The sequence below is a fragment of the Pelagibius litoralis genome (assembly GCF_011683915.1).
Classification (GTDB): Bacteria; Pseudomonadota; Alphaproteobacteria; order Kiloniellales; family Kiloniellaceae; genus Pelagibius; species Pelagibius litoralis.
On the sequence record NZ_JAAQPH010000001.1, the window covers coordinates 112,814 to 133,045 of the forward strand.

At 62.1% G+C, this 20,232-nt stretch carries 20 protein-coding genes; 13 read left to right on the forward strand and 7 right to left on the reverse strand.

Features of this window, described 5'->3' with window-relative positions:
- Positions 1-289 precede the first annotated feature (289 nt).
- From HBA54_RS00585 to HBA54_RS00620, 8 genes are all read left to right on the forward strand, one after another.
- A complete protein-coding gene (locus HBA54_RS00585) occupies positions 290-1,204 on the forward strand; it encodes an ABC transporter permease subunit (RefSeq protein ID WP_167220370.1) in 915 nt (304 codons plus the stop codon).
- A gap of 3 nt (positions 1,205-1,207) precedes the next feature.
- Positions 1,208-2,542 carry a high-affinity branched-chain amino acid ABC transporter permease LivM gene (gene livM / locus HBA54_RS00590; protein ID WP_167220371.1) on the forward strand — a complete coding sequence of 445 codons (1,335 nt, stop codon included), beginning with the start codon at positions 1,208-1,210 and terminating at the stop codon, positions 2,540-2,542.
- Positions 2,543-2,634: 92 nt separating this feature from the next.
- A complete protein-coding gene (locus tag HBA54_RS00595; RefSeq protein ID WP_240932453.1) occupies positions 2,635-3,480 on the forward strand; it encodes an ABC transporter ATP-binding protein in 846 nt (281 codons plus the stop codon).
- 7 nt (positions 3,481-3,487) lie between these two features.
- Positions 3,488-4,198, forward strand: a complete 711-nt coding sequence (locus HBA54_RS00600; RefSeq protein WP_205944356.1) for an ABC transporter ATP-binding protein — start codon at positions 3,488-3,490, stop codon at positions 4,196-4,198.
- 40 nt (positions 4,199-4,238) lie between these two features.
- Complete coding sequence (locus HBA54_RS00605; RefSeq protein WP_167220374.1) at positions 4,239-4,586, forward strand: DUF6867 family protein; 348 nt, start codon at positions 4,239-4,241, stop codon at positions 4,584-4,586.
- Between the two features lie 157 nt (positions 4,587-4,743).
- On the forward strand, positions 4,744-5,847 hold the full coding sequence (locus HBA54_RS00610; protein WP_167220375.1) for a branched-chain amino acid ABC transporter substrate-binding protein: 1,104 nt from the start codon (positions 4,744-4,746) through the stop codon (positions 5,845-5,847).
- Between the two features lie 115 nt (positions 5,848-5,962).
- Positions 5,963-6,412: a hypothetical protein gene (locus HBA54_RS00615; RefSeq protein WP_167220376.1), complete on the forward strand. Its 450-nt coding sequence runs from the start codon at positions 5,963-5,965 to the stop codon at positions 6,410-6,412.
- 143 nt (positions 6,413-6,555) lie between these two features.
- Positions 6,556-6,975 carry a hypothetical protein gene (locus HBA54_RS00620; protein ID WP_167220377.1) on the forward strand — a complete coding sequence of 140 codons (420 nt, stop codon included), beginning with the start codon at positions 6,556-6,558 and terminating at the stop codon, positions 6,973-6,975.
- Positions 6,976-7,216: 241 nt separating this feature from the next.
- On the opposite strand, the gene HBA54_RS00625 is transcribed toward HBA54_RS00620, so the two are convergent.
- Positions 7,217-7,480 (reverse strand): hypothetical protein, encoded by a 264-nt coding sequence (locus HBA54_RS00625; RefSeq protein ID WP_167220378.1) that lies wholly within the window; start codon positions 7,478-7,480, stop codon positions 7,217-7,219.
- Positions 7,481-8,156: 676 nt separating this feature from the next.
- Between HBA54_RS00625 and HBA54_RS00630 the strand changes: the two genes are divergently transcribed.
- Positions 8,157-9,422: a tetratricopeptide repeat protein gene (locus tag HBA54_RS00630; protein ID WP_167220379.1), complete on the forward strand. Its 1,266-nt coding sequence runs from the start codon at positions 8,157-8,159 to the stop codon at positions 9,420-9,422.
- An 89-nt stretch (positions 9,423-9,511) separates the two neighbouring features.
- Here HBA54_RS00630 and HBA54_RS00635 read toward each other — a convergent pair whose 3' ends face one another.
- The gene (locus HBA54_RS00635) at positions 9,512-10,996 is read right to left on the reverse strand and encodes a beta/gamma crystallin domain-containing protein (RefSeq protein ID WP_167220380.1); all 1,485 of its coding nucleotides are present in this window, start codon (positions 10,994-10,996) and stop codon (positions 9,512-9,514) included.
- Positions 10,997-11,246: 250 nt separating this feature from the next.
- On the opposite strand from HBA54_RS00635, the gene cobU reads away from it, so the two are divergent.
- A complete protein-coding gene (cobU, locus tag HBA54_RS00640; RefSeq protein WP_167220869.1) occupies positions 11,247-11,783 on the forward strand; it encodes a bifunctional adenosylcobinamide kinase/adenosylcobinamide-phosphate guanylyltransferase in 537 nt (178 codons plus the stop codon).
- A gap of 23 nt (positions 11,784-11,806) precedes the next feature.
- Here cobU and cbiB read toward each other — a convergent pair whose 3' ends face one another.
- From cbiB to ppa, 3 genes are all read right to left on the reverse strand, one after another.
- Entirely contained in the window at positions 11,807-12,808 is a 1,002-nt protein-coding gene (cbiB, locus tag HBA54_RS00645; RefSeq protein ID WP_240932429.1) for an adenosylcobinamide-phosphate synthase CbiB, read from the reverse strand.
- Positions 12,809-12,918: 110 nt separating this feature from the next.
- Positions 12,919-13,944, reverse strand: coding sequence for a D-cysteine desulfhydrase family protein (locus tag HBA54_RS00650; RefSeq protein ID WP_167220381.1), 1,026 nt, complete (start codon positions 13,942-13,944; stop codon positions 12,919-12,921).
- Position 13,945: 1 nt separating this feature from the next.
- The gene (ppa, locus tag HBA54_RS00655; protein WP_167220382.1) at positions 13,946-14,482 is read right to left on the reverse strand and encodes an inorganic diphosphatase; all 537 of its coding nucleotides are present in this window, start codon (positions 14,480-14,482) and stop codon (positions 13,946-13,948) included.
- Between the two features lie 374 nt (positions 14,483-14,856).
- Between ppa and HBA54_RS00660 the strand changes: the two genes are divergently transcribed.
- The 3 genes from HBA54_RS00660 to HBA54_RS00670 all read left to right on the forward strand — a co-directional run bounded on the left by HBA54_RS00660 (position 14,857) and on the right by HBA54_RS00670 (position 18,381).
- On the forward strand, positions 14,857-17,070 hold the full coding sequence (locus HBA54_RS00660) for a sensor histidine kinase (RefSeq protein WP_167220383.1): 2,214 nt from the start codon (positions 14,857-14,859) through the stop codon (positions 17,068-17,070).
- Positions 17,071-17,197: 127 nt separating this feature from the next.
- Positions 17,198-17,743 carry a PAS domain-containing protein gene (locus tag HBA54_RS00665; RefSeq protein WP_277345292.1) on the forward strand — a complete coding sequence of 182 codons (546 nt, stop codon included), beginning with the start codon at positions 17,198-17,200 and terminating at the stop codon, positions 17,741-17,743.
- Positions 17,744-17,913: 170 nt separating this feature from the next.
- Complete coding sequence (locus HBA54_RS00670) at positions 17,914-18,381, forward strand: bactofilin family protein (RefSeq protein ID WP_167220385.1); 468 nt, start codon at positions 17,914-17,916, stop codon at positions 18,379-18,381.
- A gap of 28 nt (positions 18,382-18,409) precedes the next feature.
- Here HBA54_RS00670 and HBA54_RS00675 read toward each other — a convergent pair whose 3' ends face one another.
- Positions 18,410-19,324, reverse strand: a complete 915-nt coding sequence (locus HBA54_RS00675; protein ID WP_167220386.1) for a fatty acid desaturase — start codon at positions 19,322-19,324, stop codon at positions 18,410-18,412.
- Between the two features lie 16 nt (positions 19,325-19,340).
- On the reverse strand, positions 19,341-20,183 hold the full coding sequence (fghA, locus tag HBA54_RS00680; RefSeq protein ID WP_167220387.1) for an S-formylglutathione hydrolase: 843 nt from the start codon (positions 20,181-20,183) through the stop codon (positions 19,341-19,343).
- Positions 20,184-20,232: the final 49 nt, after the last annotated feature.

The following is a 20,232-nucleotide window of genomic DNA, read 5'->3' on the forward strand; positions in this document are numbered from 1 at the left end:
CGATTATAGTTGGTTGCAACAAAAATATTGCAACGCAGCATAGCTCTGCGGGAAACGCATGGCAAAGGTGCGGGGGCTGTGCCGGGACGGGAAGGCGGCCGCCGCGCCCCTGGGAACGTTAATATGGGATAGCGTTTGACGCTTGCAGGATTTGGCGTAAGGTTCGCGGCTGAACGCGTTACAGGGAGTTTGGAGAGACCGAGGGGCGGCTCTCCGGGAAGTCAAAAAGTCAGACGCAAACAAGCGAAACAAGAGCCGGGGGCAGTTTGCGCCCAGGCGGACGGGGGACATGGAGTATTTCGTTCAGCAGCTTATCAACGGAGTCACCCTTGGGGCGATCTACGGTCTGATCGCTATTGGCTATACGATGGTCTACGGGATCATCGGCATGATCAATTTTGCCCATGGTGACATCTTCATGATCGGTGCCTTCATCGGGCTGATCACCTTTCTCATTCTGGGGGTGGCGGGCATTACCTGGGTGCCCCTGGCGCTGGCGATCGTGCTGATCGTCGCCATGTTATTGACCTCCGTCTACGGCTGGACGGTGGAGCGATTGGCCTACCGGCCTTTGCGAGGCTCGCATCGCCTGGCGCCGCTGATCTCTGCGATCGGCATGTCGATCTTCCTGCAAAACTACGTGCAGCTGCTACAGGGCGCGCGGGTGCGCCCGATGGCGCCGGTGGTCAAGGGTGGGGTCACCCTGATGGAGGCCGACGGCTTTGCCGTGCAGCTCAGTTATGTGCAGATTCTGATCGTGGTGGTGACCGTTGCGCTGATGACGATCTTCGCGCTGATCATCGCGCGTACGTCTTTGGGGCGCGCGCAGCGGGCCTGCGAACAGGACCGCACCATGGCGGCCCTGCTTGGCATCAATGTGGACCGGACCATCTCGCTGACCTTCGTCACCGGGGCCGGGCTTGCCGCCGTCGCCGGTATTCTCTTTCTCGTCTACTACGGGGTGATCGACTTCTACATCGGCTTCCTTGCCGGTATCAAAGCCTTCACCGCAGCGGTGCTGGGGGGGATCGGGTCTTTGCCCGGCGCTATGCTGGGCGGACTCTTGATCGGTTTGATCGAGACCTTCTGGTCAGCCTATTTTACCATTGAATACAAGGATGTGGCGGCCTTTTCGATCCTGGTCCTGGTGTTGATCTTTCGTCCGACCGGCCTGCTTGGCCGGCCCGAAGTCGAGAAGGTCTGAGCCATGACCGTTGAGGCAAGCAGGCAAGCCGGCGGCACCGAAGGCACGGACCTTGTGGCGTTGTTGAAGGAAGCCGGCCTGGCGGCCCTGGTCGCGCTCGGCCTGGGCATCTCTATAATCGGTATACGCACGGTTACGATCCCGGGCGGGCTCGGCCTGGAGTATCGCTGGGACTGGGTCGTTATTGCCGTGGTCTCGGTCTTCGTCGGCCGTTTCGTGCTGGCGCTGCGGCGGGAAACCCGGAGCCCGGCCAAGCGGGCGGAACGCGAAGTGGTGATGAACCGCATCGGCGCGACGGTGCAGAGGGTGTCGAAGATCGCGGGCCCGGTATTGGTCGTCATCGCCATTGCCCTGCCGTGGATGCCTTTTTCCAACCGCTACATCGTCGATATCGCCACCTTGGTGTTGATGTACATCATGCTGGGTTGGGGCCTGAACATCGTGGTCGGCTTGGCCGGTCTGCTCGACCTTGGTTATGTGGCTTTCTACGCCGTGGGGGCTTACTCCTATGCGCTGATCGCCGTCCACTTCGACCTGTCGTTCTGGCTCTGCCTGCCTTTGGCCGGCCTCTTCGCCGCCACCTTCGGCGTGCTGCTCGGCTTTCCCGTTCTGCGTCTGCGCGGCGATTACCTGGCCATCGTGACGCTGGGATTCGGTGAGATTATCCGCGTCGTGCTGCTGAACTGGTATGAGTTCACGCGCGGGCCGGACGGGATTTCAGGCATCCCGCGGCCAAGCTTTTTCGGCCTGCCGTTCAGCCGGCGGGTGCAGGAAGGCGAGCAGTCGTTCCATACCTTCTTCGGGCTCGATTACTCCTCGATGCACCGCATCATGTTCCTCTATTATCTGATTCTGGTCCTGGCGCTGATCACCAACTTCTTCACCATGCGCATCCGCAAGCTGCCGGTCGGCCGCGCCTGGGAGGCGCTGCGCGAGGATGAGATCGCCTGCCGCTCCCTCGGCATCAATCCGACCAACACCAAGCTGACGGCTTTTGCCATCGGCGCGATGTTCGGCGGCTTCGCGGGTTCCTTCTTCGCGACCCGCCAGGGCTTCATCTCACCGGAGAGCTTCACCTTCGTCGAATCAGCCGTGATCCTGGCCATCGTCGTGCTGGGCGGCATGGGCAGCCAGATCGGTGTCGTCATTGCGGCAGTGCTGCTGATCGGCGGTACCGAGTTGTTCCGCGAGTTGGAACAGTTCCGCATGCTCGCCTTCGGCGGCGCCATGGTGCTCATCATGGTCTGGCGGCCGCGTGGTCTGCTGGCGCATCGTGATCCGACCCTGCGTCTGAGCGCTGGGGGCCAGAACGCTGGGGCCAAGGGAGGCGCTTCATGAGCCTGGCCGAGGCGGAAACCCAGTCCCGGGACGTCCACGATAAGACGGTGCCGAGCGGTGCAAGGCCCCTGCTGACGGTCGACCACCTGACCATGCGGTTCGGCGGCCTGGTGGCGGTGAACGATGTTTCCTTCGCCGCAGGCGACGCCGAAATCACCGCCATCATCGGCCCGAACGGGGCAGGCAAGACAACGCTCTTCAACTGCCTTACCGGGTTTTACAAACCGACGGTGGGGCGGCTTACCCTGGACAGTTCGGGGCGCCAGCACTTTCTTGAGCGCATGGATGATTTTCGGATTTCCCAGAAAGCGCATGTCGGCCGCACCTTTCAGAACATCCGCTTGTTCCCGGCTATGTCGGTTCTGGAAAATCTCATGGTGGCGCAGCACAACGCCCTGATGCGTGCCTCGGGCTATTCGGTGCTCGGGCTGCTGGGCATCGGCGGCTATCGAAAGGCGGAGCGTGAGGCCGTTGACTGGGCGCGCTATTGGCTGGAGCAGGTCGATCTGGTCGACCGCGCCGACGACAATGCCGGCGATCTGCCCTACGGCGCCCAGCGCCGGCTGGAGATTGCCAGGGCCATGTGCAGCCGGCCCGTACTGCTGTGTCTCGACGAGCCTGCGGCGGGCCTCAATCCCCGGGAATCGGCCGAGCTGAATGCGCTGTTGCTGTACATCAAGGAAAAGCACCAGATCGGCCTGTTGCTGATCGAGCACGACATGAGCGTCGTCATGGAAATCTCCGACCACATCGTCGTGCTGGATTACGGCCGCAAGATCTCAGACGGCACGCCGGCCTTTGTGCGCGGCGACCCGACGGTCATCCGGGCCTATCTGGGTGAAGAGGAAGACGACGAGATTCCGCCGGAGGTGGTGGCCGATCTGGCCCCGGTTTTGGCTGGTACGAAACCCGACCCGAGCGACGGGGAGGGGCGCTGAGATGACCATGCTTTCCATCGCCGGGGTTCACTCCTTCTACGGCAATATCGAAGCCCTGCGCGGCGTCGACCTGGATGTGCAGCAGGGCGAGATCGTCACCCTGATCGGCGCCAACGGAGCCGGCAAATCGACCCTTCTGATGACGGTCTTCGGCAACCCGCGTGCCGCGGTTGGTTCTGTGCGTTTCGAGGGACAGAACATCACCACCATGCTGGCCCATGATATCGTCCGCCTGGGCATTGCGCAGTCCCCGGAGGGGCGGCGGATCTTCCCGCGCATGACGGTGATGGAGAACCTCCAGATGGGCGCCACGGTGGCGCCGCTGGAACACTTCGACGACGATCTGGATCGGGTCTTCACGCTCTTTCCGATCCTAAAGGCCCGCCAGCAGCAACGCGGCGGGACACTGTCGGGCGGTGAGCAACAGATGCTGGCGATTGCCCGGGCGCTGATGAGCCGTCCCAGGCTCTTGCTGCTGGACGAGCCTTCGCTCGGCCTTGCGCCGCTGATCGTCAAGCAGATCTTCGCCGTTTTGAAGGACATCAATAAGCAGGAAGGCATGACCATTTTTCTGGTCGAACAGAATGCCTTTCATGCCCTGAAGCTTGCCGACCGTGGCTATGTGATGGTGAACGGCCGTATCACCCTGAGCGGCGGAGGCGAAGAGCTGCTGGCGATGCCTGAGGTGCGGGCCGCCTATCTGGAGGGTGGGCACTAGGCATGGCGCCCCACCGACAGACACTATTGAAGAGGGAAGCATGATCGCGCTGCTGGGTACCAGTCTTCCGGTCTTTATCGCCGTGACCTTGTTCCTGGGCGGCGGCGCGGCCTTCATGACCGGCCAGGCGCTGAGTGCACACTGGCGGCCGGTCTGGCAGGCGGTTGGCTACTCCATGCTGCTGGGCTTGGCCGACCGTTTCATCATCTTCAGCCTTTTCGGCGGAGAACTGCTGTCCCTCAGTGGCTATGTTATCGATACCGCCGTGATCATGGCCGTGGCTTTACTGTCCTATCGGGCCACCCGGGCACGCACGATGGTGGCGCAGTACCCCTGGCTTTATGAGCGCGCCGGCCCCTTCGGCTGGCGCGAACGGCGTGCGGGCTAGTGGGAAGTCGTTGGAATAAAAGGGATTGCGGGCTTTCTCAGGCCTGCCTAAGCTGTCTGTCGAAATGACATGACGTAAGGTGCGGAGGGGCCGGTGGCCGCGACGCCAAAGAATAGTGAACACAGGGATTTCAAGCTAGACGGGAGGGTACCCCCAGATGCGTAAATTTACTTCGGTGCTTATGGCTGCGGCAGCCGTGACGGCTTTGTCCGTTACAGCGGCTAAGGCGGATATCGTAATCGCAACGGCCGGGCCGATGACCGGTCAGTACGCCAGCTTTGGTCAGCAGATGAAAGCCGGTGCCGAGCAGGCCGTGGCTGACATCAACGCTGCCGGCGGTGTGCTTGGTCAGCAGCTGGTTTTGGAAGTGGGCGACGATGCCTGCGATCCGAAGCAGGCGGTGGCTGTTGCCAACCAGATGGTCAACAAGGGTGTCGTTTTCATGGCCGGGCACTTCTGCTCCGGTTCTTCCATTCCGGCGTCGCAGGTCTATGAGGAAGAGGGCATCCTTCAGATCTCTCCCGCGTCGACCAACCCGGCTCTGACGGAAGAAGGTGGCGACAACGTTTTTCGCGTCTGCGGTCGTGATGACCAGCAGGGCGAAGTTGCCGGTGCATTCCTGGCCGACAGGTTCGGTGCGAAGAACATCGCCATCGTTCATGACAAGACCGCCTACGGTAAAGGCCTGGCGGACGAGACCCGTAAGAACCTGAACTCGGCCGGCGTAACCGAGGCTCTCTATGAGGCCTATACCGCTGGTGAAAAGGACTACACGGCGCTGGTCTCCAAGCTGAAGCAGAATGCCATCGACGTGCTTTATGTCGGCGGCTATCACACTGAGGCGGGCCTCATGGTGCGGCAGATGCGCGATCAGGGGATGAACACGTTGCTGATTTCCGGCGATGCCCTGGTGACCGACGAATACTGGTCAATCACCGGTGACGCTGGTGAGGGCACTCTGATGACCTTCAGCCCCGACCCGCGGAAAAACCCGGTGGCTGCGCCGGTGGTGAAGGTCTTCCGCGACAAGGGTGTCGAGCCGGAGGGTTATGTCCTCTACACCTACGGTGCGATCCAGGCCTGGGCCCAGGCCGTTGAGACGGCTGGCAAGGTCGATCTCGATCCGGTCATCGCTTCTCTGAAGTCCGGCGAGTTCGAAACGGTGCTCGGTAACATCGGCTTTGATGACAAGGGCGATGTGACGGCGCCGGGTTATGTCTTCTACGAGTGGAAAGACGGCGTCTACGATTATCTTCAGTAGGACCTGATTTCCTGAGAGTTTGAGGCGGCCCGCTCAAAAGGCGGGCCGCCTTTCTTTTTGTCCGGACGGCACCCGGCTTGACGTTCCGGTAAGGCTTTGGTTCTAGCCTGCCGCCATGCCCCGGCTCCACCGCGCCCTTTTTCTGACGTCGCTTCTGTCCGCCAGCCTGTTTGGCGGCATTGCCCTGGCCGAGGAGAAACACCTTCCCGTCGGCCCGGCGAAGGTACGGGTCCTCGGTGCGAACCAGGCGCCGATCCTACCCAGGCGCTCGGTTAACTATCGCCAGGGTTCACACCTGCTGATGGAAGACGAGCGTCCGCTGCGCGAATTCGATCGTGACCGGGGGCTGACCGATCTCTGTCGTGCCGGCCGCTTCCGGCAGAAGCGGGACCGCTTTCTGATGGTGCGTCTGGCCGGTTTTAACCACGGTGCGGTGGTCGGCGGGCACTGGGCGCTCTATGACCCTGAAGGCCTTGCCGTCCCGGATCTGGTCTATGCGGTTAAGGGCCAGGATACGGCGCGCTGCGAGGTCTACATCATCAGGCATATGGCGCCGATCCGGTAACCGCCCATCCTGCTCGCAAACGTTGGAGAACAAGCGATAGATCGGTAACTAAAGCTACGCCGATTAACGCCTTCCTAAGCAGCCCGGCAATAGACTGATCTCTCATTCAGCCCCTTTTATCCAGCCAGGGATCAGCAAGCCGAATGGTCAGCGCCGACGACAGACTGCAAGGAATTGAAGCACGCTCTCTAGGCCGCTGGGGTGATCCGCGCCTGTTGTTGATCGTGCTGGTCATGGTGCTGGGGATCGCTGCGTCGGGCCTGTTGCTGGCCGGCCGAAGCGACCCGAGTGCCGACGCGGCTGACTGGTCCCTCAGTCAGTGGTTGTATGACCAGGGCTTCCGTCTCATACCGGGCGATCTGCCGCCGGGTGTCGGCGTCCAGGGGGGCGAACGTGACCTGGAATCGAAACCCTGGCATCAGCATCGTGTTTGCGGCCGCATTCTCCAGATTGTCGAGACAGCCTGCGGCTATGAGGCTGCGGACCGGGACTCAGAGGTCTACTGGGCCTGCGTGGCCGGCGAGTTGAAGTACACGATGTGGAGTGCCTACGGCTGCAGCTAGGGCTTGCGGGCCGGGGATAACGCAGCACGGCGCCACACCAGCTGGTTCCTCATCGCCAATTCACCAGTCCGGAGTAATTCAGGGCCCTGCTGCGAAGCCCCTGCCGCGAAAGCACGAAAGGGCCGCCCTGTGGCGACCCTTTCTGGGGCTGGAAACGGAGAACTTCCATGTGGCCGGGGAAGAGGAAGCTTCCGCTCTGTGACCGATGGCCCCGTGCAATCATCGGCGAAACGGCTCTCCTCTAATGAAGAGTGCTGATCCGCACCGCGTCGTCGCGGTAGTTCACCCCATGTGAGGTGGCCATAAAGGCGCGCTCCTGCTGCTGACGGTGAAGTGCGTGCAGCTCTCGGCCGAGGCTTTGAAAGAGATTGGTCTTCCAACACAGCAGCCGGCTCGACTTGTTGACGTGTAACGGCTTCTTGCCGGGTCGGGCGGTATCGGCGTCAGATGGCAGCGCCGCAGTTTCGGCCCCCTGGCTTACTTTTTTCGTTGATTGGGTCCTCATGAACTACTCCCGTTCACACCACCGGAAACAACTTCCGCATCGCAAGGTTTCAAATTAGGTAACGAAGGTTAAATGAAGGTAAACCCTCGATGCCCCGGTTAGATAAAGGCCCCATGAACACAGTCTTGTCACAGCTGCCGATAAGTTGCCGCCAATAGCAGATCGAATTTTACTCAAAGCATGTACTGCCGCTCGACAATGATCGACATCGCACGACACGAAGGAGAGGTCACCGGCTGGTGGTCACCCAAGTTAAGCCTCAAACGCAGCAGTCGGACTGTGCGTTATCTGTGTCCCGGGCACAGACGTGCGTCAGGACGCGCCGGATCCTTGGATCAGGCTGCTGAGGCCCCAGAGGGCGAAATAGGTGAAAAGGATAAGCCGAATGAGCATCTTGCTGCTTCCTGCGTGACTACATGTCAATCACGCTAGGATCTCACAAGATGATTAAGAATGCGTTTTGTCACAACTTCGATGTTTTCTTGATTTCAGTCGTCTCCAGGGCAGGCCGCAAGTAAATCTCTCAAATGTTTTGAATGCTTTAGCCTTCCCTTAAGCACCTGCTGGCTAGGATCACCGCAGCGTTTGTTTTGATCAAACGGGGACAGGATTGTCCGGACCGTCGCGGTAAAACGCCGCTGCCGGGGCCTTCCCCCCGCGATGCGGAGAATCAGTAATGATACATGGAGCTATCGGACGCCGTTTGCGGCGGATTGCCGGCGCCCTGGTGCTGGGCGGCCTTGCCGCCGGCTGCGCAGGGACTTCGCAGGGACCAACGGCCTACGCCCCGGCGGACTTCGGCAAGGACGATGCAAGCCGGGCGGAACGCCTGGTTCGCTATTGCGACCGCCTGGCCGGGGAAGGCAAGCTGATCACCGCCCTTGGCCTCTGCGCGCGGGCGCACGAGCTGAACCCGGAAGATGCCGATACGATGATGCGGATCGCAGGGCTCTTGCAAGCCATGGATCGCGATGATGCGGCCGCGCAGACCTACACGGCCCTGCTGGCGCGGCATCCCGGTCACCACGAGGCGCTGTACAGCCTTGGCAAAGTCTACATGGAATCAGGCGAGGCCATGATGGCGGCTGTCCAGTTCAACCGTGCCGTGGAGAAGAAGCCGGAAGATCCGCGCCCCTATAACGCCCTGGGCATCATTCGCGATCAGGCCGGTGAGCACCAGGCCGCCCAGGCGCTTTACCGCTCGGCGCTGGAGCGTGACCCTTACTATCTCTCTGCGCGGAACAATCTCGGCCTGTCGCTGGCCTTGAACGGCAATCGCGACGAGGCGATCGATGTTCTGGCGGAAGCCGCCGTCGAGCCCGGTGCGGACGAGACGGTCCTGCATAACCTTGAGGCCGCTTACGCGGCGACGACGGCCGCCTTGCCGATCGACAACGGCGCGCCTTCGGGTCCGATGGCGCCGGAAGGCGCACCCCAGGGTATCGACCGCCCTGTAAAGCCGGTGGTCATCAAGCCGCCGCAAAACGATGGTTTGCCGGAGGAGGGGCCGGGCAGCAGCCCGGGTGACGTGCCGCAGGCGCACGACAATCCAATCCCCCTGATGATGCCGAAGACGGCGGGCGAGCCCGAGCAGAGCGGGGCCCTGCAGCCCGACGACCTTGGCGAAGCAGCGGGTATCGAGGAAGTGGACGGAGCGCTGTCGGTCATAGCCGCCGCGGTAACCCGCCTGCTGGAGCCGCCTGAATGGGCGGACTTCGAACCGGGCGAGTTGCTGGCCGCATTGCCGCCGGCGGTGCCGGTCGCGGTCCCGGCCCAGGTCCCGGTTTTGGATAGCGAGGCTCCGTTAGACACGCCGGCGACTTTGGCTCCGATGCAGATTGAGGTCTTTGATGAGGACCTGAGTTCGGTCGAGCGGCCGGCGAGGGTCGATCCTTACTATCTGTCGATGTTGATTGTGAACGACGCGGGGTCGAACGTTTAGGCGCTTTACCCCGCCCAAGCTAAAGGCCCCGTCCACGATTGTGGCGGGGCCTTTTTCATTGGGCTCTGTTGTCTGTCGACCCTTGTCGATCAGCGCGTGCAGGTGATTTCCTCAAAACCGTCGCAGAGGAACTTGTCACAGATGGTTCCGCTGCCGATGAAGACGGTTGGGTAGAGCGCGCCGATGTTCTCTTCCTGCGACCAGCGCGCTGCGCTGCTGAAACCTTTGTTCTGGCACCAGGTCCTTGCTGCCGGATCGCCGCAGCCCTGATCGTTGTCCAGGCAGAAATTCAGCCGATAGACCTGATGAACGGGGAAACGAAAGGTCTCTTCCTGCGGCCCGCTGGGCACCCGCTGTGGCGCTGTCACTGCGGGCTGCACGGGTACCGGCTGTACCTGCGGGCTGGGCTGCAGTGCCTGTTGCTGCTGGGCCGGTGCGCCCGGCGGTGCAGGCTGCAGCCCGCCGCCTGCTTGTGCCGGCGGGCTGGTCACCGGTGCGGGCGCCTGAGGCTGCAGGCCCTGGCTGCTTGGGGCGGCGGGGGCAGGGGTTGCTGCTGCCGGTGCAGTCTGGCCTTGTGAGGTGAAGGTGCTGCCGGGAGCGGGTGCGGCGGCTGCCGGAGCGGCAGGAACCGCCGAGGCGACGGAGGGTGATTCCAGATAGGGGTCCAGCGGGCCGCGCTGATAGCGGATCAGAACCGATTTGGCGCGGCGGTCAAAGTTGAAGTCCTTCAGCTTGTGGCGTGCCGGCCGGCCATCGTCACTGCTGGTCAGGGTGATGGAGGGGCCGGTGCATCCCGGGCCGGAAAAGACGGTTGCCGTGAAGCGGTGATCGATCCCTTGATAGCGCTCGCTGAAGTTGCCCGGCTGCAGGGCCACGGCTTCGCTAAGGCGCGTAAACTTCGGGGCATCCGCACCGGCGCCATAGCTGCTTGCCGGCAGGGTGAGGTCGGTACAGGCCTCGCGCTTCGGCGGGTTCGGCACCGGGACAAAGAGGCGGTTGAAATAGCTCTGATCCTCGGAGCGTTCGCAGCCGCGATTGTAGTAGCTGCGACGTTCCAGCAACAGGAAGCCGGGCGGCGGCCCGAGATCGCGGCGATAGGCGATCACCGAGGAGTAATCGTTGCTCTGGACCTCGCCGGTCTCGTAGGGCTGATCGGCGGGCAGTGCGGTACGGGGCTCAAAGTCAGCCGTCAGGCCGAGCCACCAGGCTTTGGGATTGTCGCGGCTGCCCAGGTTCGGTCCGCAGGCGTCGTCACGGCTGGCGAAGTAGGGGCGTTGAAACAGAATGACGCCAAGCTGCGGATCGACTTTCAATGAGGCGATTTTCTCATTGAGCTCGTCGCCGACAAAAGGGATCGCCTGATAGGGCTGATCCGCCGCCAACGTCAGAGTCTTGGATTGGCCGGTGAAATTCGGCCCGGTGTAGAAGGTGGCGCCGCTCGCCGCCGGGCCGCTGTCCTGGCCGCTGGCCCCAAACGGCAAGACCACGGCTGCCGCCGCCATCGCCAGGCAGCTGCTTTTCAACGCCATCTTCCAACTCGTCATCTTGACCTGTCTTGCGACCTTAACGCTCATTCAACGACCCCCAACTGTGGCCTAGGCTCTTTGGCCCGCCATTCAAATAATACACTGACTGCACCTCAACCGGCGCCTGGCCCGTCATTTCCCCGTCTGCCCGAAGGCCTCTCCAAAACGACCTGCTCCAAAGCGACCTGCCAGAGCTCTTAAGCCGCCGCAGGATCACCGATTGTGGACAGTGTCGCCCAGGCGCATCAGACTGGGATATGCCTGCACTTTCGCGAATCCTGGCCCTGCCCGCAAGACTATGACCTCTCTCTCAATTCCGCCAGTGACACTGGTGCTTGGCGGGGCAAGATCCGGCAAGTCCGCTCATGCCGAGAAGCTTGTGGAAGGTCAGCCGGCAGGCTGGATCTACCTGGCCACGGCGACGGCCGGCGATGGGGAGATGGCTGAGCGCATCAACCGGCACCGCGAACGGCGGGGCGATGGTTGGCGCACCGTCGAGGAACCGCTGGACCTGACAGCAGTCCTGCAGGCCGAAACCAGCGCCAATTCTGTTATCCTCGTCGATTGTCTTACTCTTTGGCTTTCCAATATCTTATTTGCTGAATTGGATGTGGAACATGAAATTAAGCGACTGGTCGAATGCCTGCCAGGGCTGGCCGGTCCGGTGGTGCTGGTTTCCAATGAAGTCGGTCTTGGGATTGTCCCGGACAACGCCTTGGCGCGACGCTTCCGCGACGATGCCGGCAGGCTGAATCAGGCCGTGGCCGCGGCGGCGGATTCCGTGATTTTTGTTGCGGCGGGACTGCCGCTGTCCCTGAAGCAACCATCAGCCTGAGCGCGGTCTAATCGACCTGACTATCAAACCATGAGCAGGGCGGCGGCCAGCAGGGCAAAGAGCAGACCGCCGGCGGCCAGATAGAGGTCCAGAACCCGGCCCAGATCTTCCACAGTCACCGCGCTGCGTCCGTCGCCCATCCAGGCATCCTCCACCAGCTGTCCGGCGTAGTGCCGCGGCCCGGCCAAGGCCAGCCCCAGGCCGCCGGCAAGGGCTGCTTCCTGCCAGCCGGCATTGGGGGAGCGGTGCCGGGGGGCATCGCGCAGCATCGAACGCCATGCGCTTCCGGCATTGGCGCCCGGAACCAGGAGAGCCGCGACGATAAAGAGCAGGCCGGCCAGCCGGGCAGGAAGGTAGTTGGCCAGGTCGTCGAGCTTTGCGGCGCCCTTGCCAAAGGCTTCGTAGCGGGCGTTGCGGTGGCCGATCATGCTGTCCAGCGTGTTGATCGCCTTGTAGGCCAGCAAGCCGGGGAAACCCAGGAGGAGGTACCAGAAGACCGGCGCCACGAAACCGTCGGAGAAGTTCTCCGCCGCGGACTCTGCCGCCGCCCGGGCAACGCCGGCATGATCGAGGCTGTTGGGGTCCCGCCCGACGATATGGCCGACAGCGCTGCGCCCTGCCTCAAGGCTGTCCGCCAACCCATTCGCGACTGCCTTGACGGCGTCATAGAGACCGCGAAACGCCAGCAGGCTGCTGGCGAGAATTGCTTCCAAGATCCATCCGAAGGGCATCTTCTGCAGCCCGCTGTGAAGCGCCAGGCCGATTGCGGCGCATCCCAACACCACCATCGCCGTGCAGAGCAGGCCGAGTAAGATCCGGCGGTCGCGAGACAGCTGCTGGCGGTTCAGCAAGTTTTCCAACCTGGCGATGCCGCGGCCGATCAGGACCACCGGGTGCGGCAGCAGGCGGTAGAGCCATTTCGGATCGCCCAGCAGCAGGTCGAACACCATGGCGAGCAGCAGGATCGCCATAGCCGCATTGAGGTTGGCGGAAACTGATCCTTCAGAGTCGACTATCAGGTTCAAGAACAAAGCTGCAGCCTGCTTCCGGCTTAGTAACTGGTGCGCACAATATCAGCGATTGATGCCGCTCGGCACGCCATCTCTCGGTTGGGATCGGCGGTTCAATTGCCGCTTCACTGGTCCACCAGCGCCTCGCGATAGGGGAAGAGCGCCGGGGTGCCGCCGGTATGCAGAAAGACGATCGTATCGTCTTGGGAGAAGCGCCCGGCGCGGATCATGCCGATGAGCCCGGCCATGGCCTTGCCGCTGTAGACCGGGTCGAGCAGCAGTCCCTCCAGCTTTGCGCAGAGGCTGATGGCGTCGCGCATTTCCGTGGTCGGCAGGCCGTAGGCGTCTCCGGCATAGCCGGGTTCCAGTCTGACGCTGTCTTCCGGAAGCTGGCCACCCGGTTCCAGCCTGTCCCAGACTTCCCGGGCAAGGCGCCTCACCTCGCCCTCGACGGCGGCGGGGTGGGCGTCCACATCGATACCGATCACCTGGACCGATGGATCGACCGCCGCTAAGCCGGCCGTCAGGCCGGCCTGGGTGCCGCCGCTGGACGACGCATGGACGACCGCGGTTATGGTCCGGTCCTGCGCCTGGAGTTGTTCGCGTAGTTCCAGGGCCGCGGCAGCATAGCCCAGGGCGCCGGTGGCGTTGGAACCGCCGGTGGGGATGGCGAAGGGTTTCCGGCCTTTGGCCTGAAGTCTCTCGGCCAGGGCTGCCATGGCCGCGCCGCGATCGGTATCGCCGTCATGCAGATGGGTTTTGGCGCCGAACAGACGGTCCAATTGGATGTTGCCGATCAGCTCATAGTCCGGCCCGCCCCAGGGTACCACCCTTGTCAGGACCAGTTCGCAGGCAAGGCCGAGTTTTGCCGCAGCGGCCGCCGTCTGGCGGACGTGGTTCGACTGAATGCCGCCGGTGGTGATGATGGTGTCAGCGGCCTGCGTCCGGGCCTCTGCCATCAAAAACTCCAGCTTGCGGGTCTTGTTGCCGCCCAGGCCCAGGCCGGTGCAGTCGTCACGCTTGACCAGGATCTCCGGGCCATCGAGCGCTGTCGAGAGACGTTGCAATGGCTCCAGAGGCGTCGGCAGGTGGGCAAGGGGCAGTCTCGGGCAGGCATTGAGCGCTGCCTGCAGCCTGTCGGTTTGGCTCATATCAAGCTTTTTCAGTCTTTGCCTGCTGTATCGCCTGTTCTATCAGCTTGCAGGCTTCGTCGGCTTCGCCCCAGCGTTTCACCTTCACCCATTTGTCCGGCTCCAGGTCCTTATAGTGGGCGAAGAAGTGGGCGATCTGGTCGAGCAGGATCTTGGGCAGGTCGCGGAAGGATGAGACGTTGGCGTAGAAAGGGTGGAGGTCGTCGACCGGTACCGACAGCAGTTTTTCGTCCTCGCCGGCCTCGTCCTCCATGATCAGGACGCCGATCGGGCGTACCCGGACGACGGCACCGGGGATGACCGGTACCGAGTTCACCACCAGGATGTCGACCGGATCGCCGTCATTGGACAGCGTATGCGGCACAAAGCCGTAGTTCAGCGGATAGTGCATTGCGGTATGGAGAAAGCGGTCGACGAAGATCGCGCCGGAGGCCTTGTCCATCTCATATTTGACCGGATCACTACCCAAGGGTACTTCGATGATCGCGTTAACGTCCCAGGGTGGGTTCTGGCCCACAGGGATCTTGCTGATATCCAACGCTTTCTCCTCGCTTACTAGAGAATTTGCCCCATTTTTGCCCTTGACCGGGGCGGGGAAGCTTTACCAATTGTTAACGCCATTTTCCTATTAATAATCTGTTAGGATGAGACTCTACGCGCTCACAACAAATAACGATAAACAGCTGAATTTGCTTACAATTGATTCTTTTACCCATCTGTGCGCCGGGCCCTTGTCTGGAATTGGCCCGCCGGGGGAGACGGTAAATCGGGTAAAGGATACTTCGAACGACTGTTGTACGCACCTGTTGGCCGTATGGCTGCGGGCTGAGAGGCTCCAGAAGGTGCCTGGAACGGTTTTTCGGTCAGGCCGATCGATAGGCCAAGGGACGTTACGTTGCAATGCGGAATGATATGAGCCGGACAGAAACCACAAAGCGCCCGCTGCTGTCGCGCTGGCCCGCCGCGTTCATCGCAGCGGTCCTGATCGGCACGACCGCTTTGGTGCTCTATGTCGAAGCCAGCATTTCGCAATTGAAGCAGGTCCTGCCCGTAGAGATTCTGCGCCAGGAACGCGATGTGGTTTTCATCATCGACGATCTGGTCTACCTGCAGGATGCGATCCGGCAGGCGCGGGAGGTGCCGACCGCCGACCGGCGCCAGGGCATCGTCGACCGGATCGAATTGATCGAGCGTCGTATCGAGGAACTGAACCAGTCCTATGAGTTCAGCAGCCAGATGGGCATCGGCTCCATGTACGCTGCCCTGAAACCCGTGGCGTCCGACCTGAAGCTCTGGCTGACCGATGGCGTCCAGGGCCTGGCGCCCGATTCCGAGGTGGTGCTGGATCTGGCGCTTGAGCGGGTCGGCGCGGCGCGGCGGGAGATTGCCAAGCTTTTCGGCGAAGCCAACAGCAACGCTCTGGCCATTCTGCAGGCCGAGGCCGCAAACCTGGAGCGGTTCCGCGGCGCCCTGATCCTCGTCGTCATCGTTGTCGCGTCGCTGACCGTGGTGCTGGTCGCCTTCATCTTCCGGGAGCGGCGCTCCGAACTGGCAGCTGCCGCGGCGCAGCAACGCTTGCGTGAGTCCATCGAGTCGTTGGCCGGCGGCTTCGCCTTATTCGATGCCAACGAGCGGCTGGTTCTCTGCAACCGCCGCTATGGGGACCTCTATGCCGGCGCGCGCGATCTTCTGGTGCCGGGCATGCGGTTTGAAGAGATCGTTACCGCTGCGGCGGGTGCGGGTAATTTTCCGCAGGCGGGGGAGCGCTGGGACATTTGGGCCGAAGAGCATATTCAGCATTTTCGCAATCCCGGTCCGCCCTTTGAGATCGAGCTGCGCGACGGGGCCTGGTTCAGGGTCGCCGAGAGGCGTACCGCCGACGGGGGCTTCGTGGTCATCAGCACCAACATTACCGAGCTGCGGCGGCGTGAATCCGAACTGCGCAGCATCGGCGAGGAGCTGCGTCACAAGAACGTGCTGCTGGATGCCGCCCTGGACAACATGGTTCAGGGCCTTGCCATGTATGACGTCAATCAGCGCCTGATCATCTGCAACCAGCGCTTCCTGGATCTCTACAGCCTGCCGGCCGGCATGGGCCAGCCCGGTACCGACCTGGTGGAGATTCTCGATTATACCGCCAAGCTGGAAGGACTGACCCAGGAGCAGGCCAGCATCATGCGCCAGCGCCGGATGTCGGCGGCGGCAAGTGCCAGAGAGGCGAAACTGCAGGACTTCCTGTCCAGCGGGCGGGTCATCAACGTGTTGCACCGTCCGATGCCCGGGGGCGGGTCGCTGGCGACTTATGACGACGTGACCGGCAGCTACAGCGCCGAGCGTCAGCTGCGCAGTGCCAAGGAAGAGGCCGAGCTGGCAAGCCGGGCAAAATCCGATTTCCTGGCGAATGTCAGCCACGAGCTGCGGACCCCCTTGAATGCCATTATCGGGTTCTCTGAGATCATCAAGGACCAGCTCTTCGGACCCATGGGAAATCAGCGTTACCGTGAGTATGCGATCGACATCCACGACAGCGGAACGCACCTGCTCAGCCTGATCAACGATATCCTCGATCTTTCAAAGGTGGAGGCCGGCAAGTTCGAGCTGCATGAGGAACCCATCGACCTGGAGGCCGCCACCAAGGCGTCTTTCCGGATCATGCGTGACCGGGCCGAGGAGGCGGGCGTCACACTGGTTTTGGACTTCCCGCCGCAGCTGCCGCGGCTGCAGGCCGATCCTCGCGCGGTGAAGCAGATCATGCTCAACCTGCTGTCGAATGCGGTCAAATTCACCGATGCAGGGGGGCACGTTTCGGTCCTCGCGCGACAGACCTCAGGCGGGGTGCTGCGGGTTCAGGTGAAGGACACCGGTATCGGCATTGCCGAGGAGGATATCGCCAAGGCCATGGCGCCTTTCGGGCAGGTCGACTCGTCACTGAGCCGCAAGTATGAGGGCACCGGACTGGGGCTGCCGCTGACCCGGCGGCTGATCGATCTGCATGGCGGTAGCTTGACCCTTACCAGTGAAGCCAATCAGGGAACCTGCGTGACGATAGACTTCCCGCAAGAGCGCGTCTGCCCGCAGACAGTCGACTTTTCTTCCCCGCCCCGCATCATCGGCAAGTCGGCTTAGCAGTATCCCCGCAGGCAGACGGTTGCAGTCCGTCTGCGCATATGCCCCGCTACTATAATCACCCTCTGCGCAATAAATTCTCGCCATGGCCACAACATGTGGTATAGCTTTGCTGTCTTCGGGGCATATGAGGGGCGTTGCTGTGGGGGAGGCTTTTGATCCGGGATTCTTGCCGGACAACAAGCTGCAGAGGCTTTTTGCTTACTGGCAAAAGCTGTGCCGGGATGAGCGTATGCCCTCTCGGCGCGATATCGATCCTGTTGAAATCCCGGACCTGCTGCCCAACATTTTCCTGCTCGATGTGGTTGGCGATGGCGAAGATTTCGTCTTTCGCTTGGCGGGCACCCTTGTCGAGGATGCCTTTTCAATGACGCTGCACGGCAAGTCCATCGCCGAAATCCAGCGCCAGGCGGGTAGTACCGGTATCCCCGACGCCCATCACATCGAGGTCGCGCGCGGTGGCGGACCGCGCTACCAGGAGGGCAACATGCCGGTTGCCGGGCGCGAGCACTGGATGATTCACCGCTTGCTGCTGCCTCTCGCCAGCGACGGCGAGACCGTCGATGTGCTGATGGGCGGCGCGATCTTTCTGCTCGGTGGCCAGGAAAGCGATCGGACGGCCGAGCCGTGGCAGACAGCGCAGCAGGTCAATAAGGTCCAATCCAAACACTAGGATTAGGCGCGGCGATCAGGTGTTTCCCACCGTCCATCCCTGCCGGGCTGGATGCCCGTCCTATTTTTGAGTCATAGACATGGCCCACTTGTCAGCTAGCGTCGGCTGTGCTTGCCTAGACCAGCACAATGGAGAGCGGCTGGTCCGCCAAACAGGAGAACGTGGCGCCAATGGCCAAGACATTTCAACCGCGCCGGCCGGTTTCTGCAGTAGACACAGCCCTGGGTGTGAGGCCGGGGGCGGGGGTGCTGGGGCTCGCCAAGTCGGAGCCGGCATCGCAAGCCGCAGAGGCAAGGCCCGAGGGCACTTTGATCGTCGGCAAGGGTATTTTCGTTAAGGGTGAGATCGAGTCATGCCTTACGCTTGTCGTCGAGGGCAGGGTGGAAGCCTCGCTGGCGGCTGACGATCTGAAAGTCCGCAAGGATGGTGTCTTCGGCGGCAATGCTGTGGTTGAGACGGCGAGTATTGCCGGCGAATTCGAAGGTGACCTTACGGTCCGTGGCTTGCTGACCATCGAAGCCGGGGGCCGGGTGAAGGGCACGATCCGCTATTCCGAGATCGTGATTCAGTCCGGCGGGCAGATCCGCGGCGATGTCGGTCTGATCCCGGCACTGGTAGCCGACGAGGATGTGGCCTAGAGCAGACCCGCTCCAGGGCCTCACCGTTTCATTTCGCGCTGCCCTGTATTCTGCGAAGGATGTCGCGCTGGACTGCGCCGTATCCACGGCTGCGGGTCATCGTCTGGTGTTTCGCCAGCAGGACATCGGCGGCCGGCAGGGCGCGAAACGGCAATGCGGGATAGGCGTGGTGGGCGCCATGCCGGTTCATGTTCCAGCATAGCCATTGCAGGGCTCCATTGGTTTCCGTCGTGCGCGAGTTGATCAGCATGTCCGCCGTCTGTGGGCAGCCGCTGTGCTCGGCCATCAAAAAGAGGCGGAGAAGGGGTTGTCCCAGCAGTACCGGCAGGACCCAGAGGTCCAGCAGAATGGATGAGCCAGCCCACAGGCTGCCGACGAGCAGGATCAGGTAGATTGCCAGATGCGAACGGGCTTCGCGCAGGATCTCGCTGCGCTGTCTGCCAACGATAAAGTTTTCCCCAACGCGGCCCAAAGTATGATGCAGGATCGTGCGGGACCTTTCCCACCAGTAGGGCAGACCCGATACATGCAAGACATAGCCGGCCAGGCTTTCAGGAGGTGAAACTGCAAGTTCCGGGTCCTGCCCGGGGTCCTGTGTGAAGCGATGATGCTGAAAGTGGAAGGCGCGGAAGTAGCCCGCCGGCAGGGCAAGGATGAGGCCGCAGACCTGCGCTACAAGGTTGTTCAGCCAGCGGCTCCGGAACGCGGTGCGATGGATGCACTCATGCAGCGGTGCGAAGAGAAAGACCAACGCGACGCCGTGGGCGAAAAGCGCCGCCGCGTAGACCAGCGCCTGCTCTGAGAGCAGCACCGTCGATCCGCTGACCAGCAGCAAGCCAAGATGACCGCCCAGCTGAACCAGGCCCTTGGCGTCGCTGCGCTGCGACAGAGCCTTAAGTGCCTGTTTGTCGACAGTGGCGTTGCGATAGACCTCTTCTTCCATCGCCGGCTTGCGGTCCTCAGGTCAGTGTCTTTGCGTGATGACGCAGATGGTCCTCAACGAAGGTCTGAATGAAGTAGTAGCTGTGGTCGTAATCCGGCTGCATGCGGAACTCAAAATGCTGACCGGCGTCTTCGCAGGCGGCGACGAGAAGGTCGGGCTTCAGTTGCTCGCTGAGGAAGGGATCTTCGGCACCTTGGTCGATGAAGATCTTGGCATCCGAGGGTTGGCGCCGGATCAGCGCGCAGCTGTCGTAATCCTCCCAGAGCGTTTCGTCTTCACCCAGGTAGGCCGTGAAGGCCTTGCGGCCCCAGGGGCACTGGCTGGGTGCACAAACCGGTGCAAAGGCCGAGACCGAGCGATAAACGCCGGGATTCTTGAGATGGATGGTCAGGGCACCGTGCCCGCCCATGGAGTGGCCGAAAATACCCTGACGCCCGGCGTCGACCGGGAAGTGCTCGGCGATCAGGGCCGGGAGTTCCCGGGTGATGTAGGAATACATGCGATAGCGGGCGGACCAGGGTGCCTGGGTGGCATCGAGATAGAATCCGGCGCCGCTGCCCAGGTCATAGTCGTCGTCTTCGCCCGGATAGCCGCAGCCCCGCGGCGAGGTGTCCGGCATCAGCAGCATAAGTCCCAGTTCGGCGGCAACCCTCTGAGCGCCCGCCTTGGCCGTGAAGTTTTCCTCCGTACAGGTCAGGCCCGACAGAAAGGTAACCATGGGCACCTTTGCACCGTCCTTGGCCTGCGGGGGTTGATAAACCGCGAAGTTCATGGCGCCGCCACAAATGGCCGAGTCATGGCTGTAGAAGCCCTGCGTCCCTTCGAAGCAGCGTTGCTGACTGTTGATCGTAAGGTCCATCCCCACCCCATTGCTTTGAATCGTAAGGGCCCAGCCTTACGAAGTTCGT